7 protein-coding genes and 1 pseudogene are annotated in these 5,788 nt (G+C 72.4%); all 8 read left to right on the top strand.

Annotated elements, in window-relative coordinates:
* Window positions 1-639, top strand: a 639-nt coding sequence (locus AB7U92_RS20580; protein WP_428581362.1) for an oxidoreductase C-terminal domain-containing protein, incomplete at its 5' end; no start/stop codon positions are given.
* 18 nt (window positions 640-657) lie between these two features.
* A complete protein-coding gene (locus AB7U92_RS20575) occupies window positions 658-1,128 on the top strand; it encodes a DUF1772 domain-containing protein (protein ID WP_428581359.1) in 471 nt (156 codons plus the stop codon).
* A gap of 64 nt (window positions 1,129-1,192) precedes the next feature.
* Window positions 1,193-2,101: a recombination-associated protein RdgC gene (locus AB7U92_RS20570; RefSeq protein ID WP_428581357.1), complete on the top strand. Its 909-nt coding sequence runs from the start codon at window positions 1,193-1,195 to the stop codon at window positions 2,099-2,101.
* The gene (locus AB7U92_RS20565) at window positions 2,098-2,712 is read left to right on the top strand and encodes a DUF938 domain-containing protein (RefSeq protein ID WP_428581354.1); all 615 of its coding nucleotides are present in this window, start codon (window positions 2,098-2,100) and stop codon (window positions 2,710-2,712) included. Before AB7U92_RS20570 ends, AB7U92_RS20565 begins: the two co-directional genes overlap by 4 nt.
* A gap of 2 nt (window positions 2,713-2,714) precedes the next feature.
* On the top strand, window positions 2,715-3,209 hold the full coding sequence (locus AB7U92_RS20560) for a YgjP-like metallopeptidase domain-containing protein (protein WP_428581365.1): 495 nt from the start codon (window positions 2,715-2,717) through the stop codon (window positions 3,207-3,209).
* Between the two features lie 22 nt (window positions 3,210-3,231).
* Entirely contained in the window at window positions 3,232-4,545 is a 1,314-nt protein-coding gene (locus AB7U92_RS20555) for a PQQ-dependent sugar dehydrogenase (RefSeq protein WP_428581351.1), read from the top strand.
* Between the two features lie 7 nt (window positions 4,546-4,552).
* Window positions 4,553-5,533: a homocysteine S-methyltransferase gene (gene mmuM, locus AB7U92_RS20550; RefSeq protein WP_428581348.1), complete on the top strand. Its 981-nt coding sequence runs from the start codon at window positions 4,553-4,555 to the stop codon at window positions 5,531-5,533.
* Between the two features lie 45 nt (window positions 5,534-5,578).
* Window positions 5,579-5,788, top strand: a pseudogene (locus AB7U92_RS20545) (hypothetical protein); the annotation flags it as partial.

Here is a 5,788-nt window from a genome sequence, read left to right as displayed (position 1 = left end):
CACCGCGCGGCCGGCATCGACGTGCGCCTCGGCGTGACGGTCGATGACTTCGTGGTCGAGGGCGACCGGCTCGCCGCGCTGTCGGTGAACGGCCGGCGCGAGCTCGTCGAGCTGCTGGTGATGGGCATCGGCGCCGCGCCCGACACGGCGCTAGCGCAGGCCGCCGGGCTGGACTGCGACCCGCGCGACGGTGCCGTGCTGGTCGATGCCTCCATGCGCAGTTCGGACCCGGCCATCCTCGTCATTGGCGACTGCGCCAGCTTCCCCGAGCAGGGCAGCGCGCGCCGGCTGCGGCTGGAGTCGGTGCAGAACGCCAACGACCAGGCCAGGACCGCCGCCGCGACGATCCAGGGCGCGCCGGAGCCCTATCGCGCGCTGCCGTGGTTCTGGTCGGAGCAGGGGCCGATGCGCCTGCAGATGGCCGGGGTGATGCCGGCCGACGGCGTTCGCTACCGTCGGCCCGGCCCCACGCCGGCCAGCTTCTCGCTGCTGCACTACGAGGGCGAGCGCCTCGTGTGTGTGGAGAGCGTCAATGCGCCGCTGGACCACATGGCCGCGCGCAAGCTGCTGGAGGGCGGCAAGAGCCCTGCGCCCGCCGTGGCCTGTGATCCGTCGGTGCCGCTGAAGCAGCATGCGTGAGCGACACTCGCGCCACGCATGCTCGACTCCCTTCCCCTGCTCGTGAGCCTCGGCGCCGGCCTGGTCGGCGGCGTGTTCTTCGCGTTCTCGGCCTTCGTGATGAAGGCGCTGGCCGAGCTGCCGGCCGAACACGGCATCCAGGCGATGCAGCGCATCAACGTGGTGGTGCTCAACCCGCTGTTCCTCGGCCTGTTCGTGGGCACGGCGGTGCTGGCCGGCCTGTGCGTGCTCGCCGCTTTCTTCCCCTGGGGCACGACGCGCTCTTCGCTGCTGCTCACCGCGGGCCTGAGCTACCTCGTCGGCTCGTTCGGCGTCACGGCCGCCTGCAACGTGCCGCGCAACGAGCGCCTGGCCCGGCTCGACCCCGCCTCGCGAGAGGCGCAGGACTACTGGCCCGCCTACCTGCGCGGCTGGCTGCGCTGGAACCACGTGCGCACGCTGGCGTCGATGATCGCAGCGGGTTGCGCGGCCGGGGCGCTGGCGGTCTGATCCGCTCGCAGCGTGCGCCGCGGGGCGCACCCTAGAATCCGCGCCCCGACCCCGCCCTCGCACCATGTTCAAGAACGCGCTCGTCTACCGCATCGACCAGTGGGAGCCGCCCACGCAGGCCGAGATCGCCCAACGCCTGGAGGGCTCGCGCTTCGCCGAGTGCGGCCCCACGCAGCCCGAAGCCGCCGGCTGGGTGGAGCCGCGCGGCGAGAAGCACGGCGCGCTGCTGGAAAGCGTGGGCGGGCAGCTGATCCTCAAGCTGTGCTCGGAGGCCAAGCCGGTGCCCTCGGGCGTGGTCAAGCAGCAGCTGGAAGCCAAGCTCGACCAGATCGAGGCCGACACCGGCCGCCGCCCCAAGGGCAAGGCCAAGCGCGAGCTGAAGGAGCAGATCGTGCACGAGCTGCTGCCGCGCGCCTTCCCGAAGCGATCGTCGACGCTGGTGTGGATCGACCTCGCCGCCAAGCGCGTGCTGATCGGCGTGTCGAGCACGAAGAAGGCCGATGCGGTGGTCACGCGGCTGGTCGAGCTGTTCGGTGGCCTGCGCCTGGCGCCGCTGCAGACGGCGCTGTCGCCGGCCACCGCGATGTCGGCCTGGCTCAGCGACAAGGAGCCGCCGCGCGGCTTCAGCATCGACCGCGAGTGCGAGCTCAAGCAGCCCGACAGCGAGAAGGCCGCGGTGCGCTACGCGCGCCACACGCTGGAGATCGACGAGGTGGGCGAGCACATCAAGCAGGGCAAGCTGCCCACGCAGCTCGCGCTGACCTGGAACAGCCGCGTCTCCTTCGTGCTCACCGATGCGCTGGTGCTGAAGAAGATCAAGCTGCTTGACGTGGTGCTCGAAGGCAGCGGCCAGGGCGACGCTGACGGCGGCTTCGATGCCGACGTGGCGATCACCACCGGCGAACTGCGCGGCCTGCTGCCCGACCTGATCGACGCGCTGGGCGGGCCGCTGGAACAGCCGGCCGCCCCATGAACGACGAGGCGCGCCGCCACAGCCCCGCGGCCGAGCGCAACCGCGCGCCCATCCTCGCCGAGCTGCAGCGGCTGCTGCCGCCGCAGGGCACGCTGCTGGAGATTGCCAGCGGCACCGGTCAGCATGCGGCCTTCTGCAGCGCCGGCCTGCCCGGCTGGCGCTGGCTGCCGAGCGACTTCGACGCGGCATCGCTGCCCTCGATCAGCGCCTGGTGCGCCGGTCTCGATCGCGTGGCCACACCGATCCGGCTCGACGTGCTGCAGCCGCACTGGCCCGGTGTGCCCGCGCAGGTGGATGCGATCTACTGCGCCAACCTGCTGCACATCGCGCCCTGGGCCTGCTGTGCCGCGCTGATGCAGGGCGCGGCGCGGCACCTCGCGGCCGGCGGGCTGCTGGTCACCTACGGCCCGTACCTGGAGGACGAGGTCCCGACCTCGAGCGGCAACCTCGCCTTCGACGCCGACCTGCGCGCACGCGACCCGGCCTGGGGGCTGCGCCGCCGCGAGGATGTCGAACGGGAGGCGGCGCGCGCGGGCCTGGTGCTGCGCGAGCGCGTGACGATGCCGGCCAACAACCTGCTGCTGGCCTGGGGCCGCAGCGCGGCAGCGTGACGCTGCGCTACCTGCAGGGCTACCCGCCCGCGCTGCTGGCGCAGGTGCAATCGCTCATCGATGCCGGCCGGCTCGCGCAGACCGTCGCGCAGCGCCACCCCGAGATGCACATGGTGCGCAGCGAGCGCGCGCTGTACGACTACGTCTGCGAGCTGAAGGCACGCCATATGCGCAGCGCGCCGCCGCTGTCCAAGGTGGCCTTCGATCCGAAGCTGCACGTGCTGAAGAACGCACTGGGCACGCACAGCGCCGTCTCGCGCGTGCAGGGCGGCCAGCTCAAGGCCAAGCGCGAGATCCGCATCGCCTCGCTGTTCAAGGAGGCGCCGGCCGACTTCCTGCGCATGATCGTCGTGCACGAACTGGCGCACCTGAAAGAGCGCGAGCACGACAAGGCCTTCTACGCGTTGTGCGAGCACATGGAACCGCACTACCACCAGCTCGAGTTCGACCTGCGCCTGTGGCTGACGGCACGCGAGCTGCCGGCCGCACCACAATGAGCGCCTGACCCCGAGGATTCGAATGGCCGTCTACGACACCCTTGCCCGCGCGGTCGCCCTGGTCGGCGCGGGCGCCATCCGCTGGCGGCGCCTGCAGGGCCGCGTGCAGCACATCCCGGCGATGGGGCCTGCGCCCGACATTCCCCAGGCCCAGCCGCAGGGCCGCATCCCGACGCTGAAGATGCCCACCGCGCAGGGCTGGTCGGCCGGGCAGTTGCCCTCGGCCGCAGCGGGCCTGAAGGTCAACCCCTTCGCCGCCGGGCTGAAGCACCCGCGCTGGATCCAGGTGCTCCCCAACGGCGACGTGACGGTGGCCGAGGCGCTGCAGCAGGCTGGCGGCGCGCCGCGCACGCTGTTCGACCACGCCATGGTGGCGACGATGCGCCGTGCCGCCGCGCTCGGAGTGAGCCCCAACCGCATCACCCTTCTGCGCGACGCCGACGGCGACGGCGTGGCCGAGCAGCGCCACGCCTTCCTCGAGAACCTCAACCAGCCCTTCGGCATGGCGCTGGTGGGCGACACCTTCTACGTCGGCAACACCGATGGCGTGATGGCCTTCCCGTACACGCCGGGCACCACGCGGATCGAGGCCTCTCCACGCCGGCTGTCCACGTTCAAGCCCGGTGGACACTGGACGCGCAGCCTGCTGCCCAGCGCCGACGGGCGGCGCCTGTACGTCGGTGTCGGCTCGCTGAGCAACATCGCCGAGCATGGCTTCAAGGCCGAGGAAGGCCGCGCCTGCATCTACGAGCTGGACCTGACGACGAACCAGTGCCGCATCTTCGCCGCCGGCCTGCGCAACCCCGTCGGCCTGGCGTGGGAGCCGGTCACCGGGCGGCTTTGGACCGTGGTCAACGAACGCGACGGCCTCGGTGACGAGACGCCGCCCGACTACCTCACCTCGGTGAGCGACGGCGGCTTCTACGGCTGGCCGTACTGCTGCTGGGGCCAGACGGTGGACGACCGCGTGCCGCAGGACCCCGCCCTGGTGGCCCGAGCGCTGACGCCCGACTATGCGCTGGGCGGCCACACCGCCTCGCTCGGCCTGTGCTGGATGCCCGCCGGCACCCTGCCGGGCTTCGATGTCGACGGCATGGTGATCGGCCAGCACGGCTCGTGGAACCGCAGCACGCTCAGCGGCTACAAGGTGGTGTTCGTGCCCTTCGCCAACGGCCGGCCCGCGGGCGCACCGCGCGACATCCTGTGGGGCTTCCTGGCCCCGGACGAGTCGGTCTCGTACGGCCGCCCGGTGGGCGTGGCGATCGGTCCGGACGGCAAGTCGCTGCTGGTCGCCGACGACGTGGGCGACGTGGTCTGGCGCGTCGCCGGGAATTGAGAGGAACATGCCAGCCCCTCCGAACGGCGTGATCGCCGGCTGGCTCGCGCGCCACCACCACCTCGTGCTCGACGGCGCGCTCGGCACCGAGCTCGCGCGGCGCGGCGCCGACATCGACGATCCGCTGTGGTCGGCGCGCCTGCTGATCGAACAGCCGGCGCTGATCCGCGAGGTGCATCTCGACTACTACCGCGCCGGCGCCGACGTGGCCACCACCGCCACCTACCAGGCCACCTTCGAAGGCTTCGCGCGGCGCGGCATCGGCCACGACGAAGCGGCGCGGCTGATGCGCCTGGCGGTGGCGCTGGCCTGCGAGGCGCGCGACATCTTCTGGCGCGAAGCGCAGGCCGATCCGGCCCAGGCCCAGCGCGCGCGGCCACTGGTGGCGGCCTCGGTCGGCCCCTATGGCGCGATGCTCGCCGACGGCTCGGAGTACCGCGGCGACTACGGCCTGCGCGAAGAAGCGCTGATGGACTTCCACCGCGAGCGGCTGCGCGTGCTGGCGGAGGCCGGCGCCGACCTGCTCGCCTGCGAGACCGTGCCCTGCCTCGTCGAGGCGCGTGCGCTGGCGCGGCTGCTGGCGGAACTTCCCGGCGCCGAGGCGTGGATCAGCTTCTCCTGCCGCGATGGCGAGCACGTCAGCGATGGCGGGCCCTTCGCCGACTGCGTGGGCGCGCTCGACGGCTTCGCGGCGGTGGCGGCCATCGGCATCAACTGCACGCCTCCGCAGCACATCGACTCGCTGGTGCGCATCGCGCGCGCCCACACCGCCAAGCCGATCGTCGTCTACCCGAATGCCGGCGAGCAGTACGACGCCGTCACCCGCACCTGGCGCGGCACCGCCCACGCAGGCGGCGACGCGCTGGCCGGTGCGGCGCTGCACTGGGCCGAGGCCGGCGCCCGCCTGATCGGCGGCTGCTGCCGCACCACGCCGGCCGACATCGCGGCGCTGTACCGCCGCTGGGCGGCGGCCGACGGCGCATCCTGATTCAACGCAAGTGAGAACCATTCTCACTTAGCGTATGATGGCGGTATGACTTCGCTGCCCGCACACCTCCGTTTCCACCACATCGCCGGTCTGCCGCGCCGGCACTTTCTCGCCGGGCTGGGCGCCATCGCCCTCGGCGGTGCCGCCCATGGCGCGCCCGCCGAGCCGAGCGCGGCGCGACAACGCCTCGCCGCGGCCTGGCGGCTGCCCGACGGCGGCGCCGAGGAACTCGACCGCGTCGGCATGCTGGAGATC

The sequence above is a fragment of the Piscinibacter sp. genome (assembly GCF_050175855.1).
Taxonomy (GTDB): Bacteria; Pseudomonadota; Gammaproteobacteria; order Burkholderiales; family Burkholderiaceae_C; genus Piscinibacter.
Note: the sequence above shows the minus strand (reverse complement) of the source record. Positions and strands in the feature narration are given on the sequence as shown.

Excerpts from the sequence above, each read along its gene's own strand:
- mmuM (WP_428581348.1), top strand. The coding sequence starts at position 4,553 with ATGCCAGCCCCTCCGAACGGCGTGATCGCCGGCTGGCTCGCGCGCCAC.
- AB7U92_RS20575 (WP_428581359.1), top strand. The coding sequence starts at position 658 with ATGCTCGACTCCCTTCCCCTGCTCGTGAGCCTCGGCGCCGGCCTGGTC.
- AB7U92_RS20565 (WP_428581354.1), top strand. The coding sequence starts at position 2,098 with ATGAACGACGAGGCGCGCCGCCACAGCCCCGCGGCCGAGCGCAACCGC.
- AB7U92_RS20555 (WP_428581351.1), top strand. The coding sequence starts at position 3,232 with ATGGCCGTCTACGACACCCTTGCCCGCGCGGTCGCCCTGGTCGGCGCG.
- AB7U92_RS20570 (WP_428581357.1), top strand. The coding sequence starts at position 1,193 with ATGTTCAAGAACGCGCTCGTCTACCGCATCGACCAGTGGGAGCCGCCC.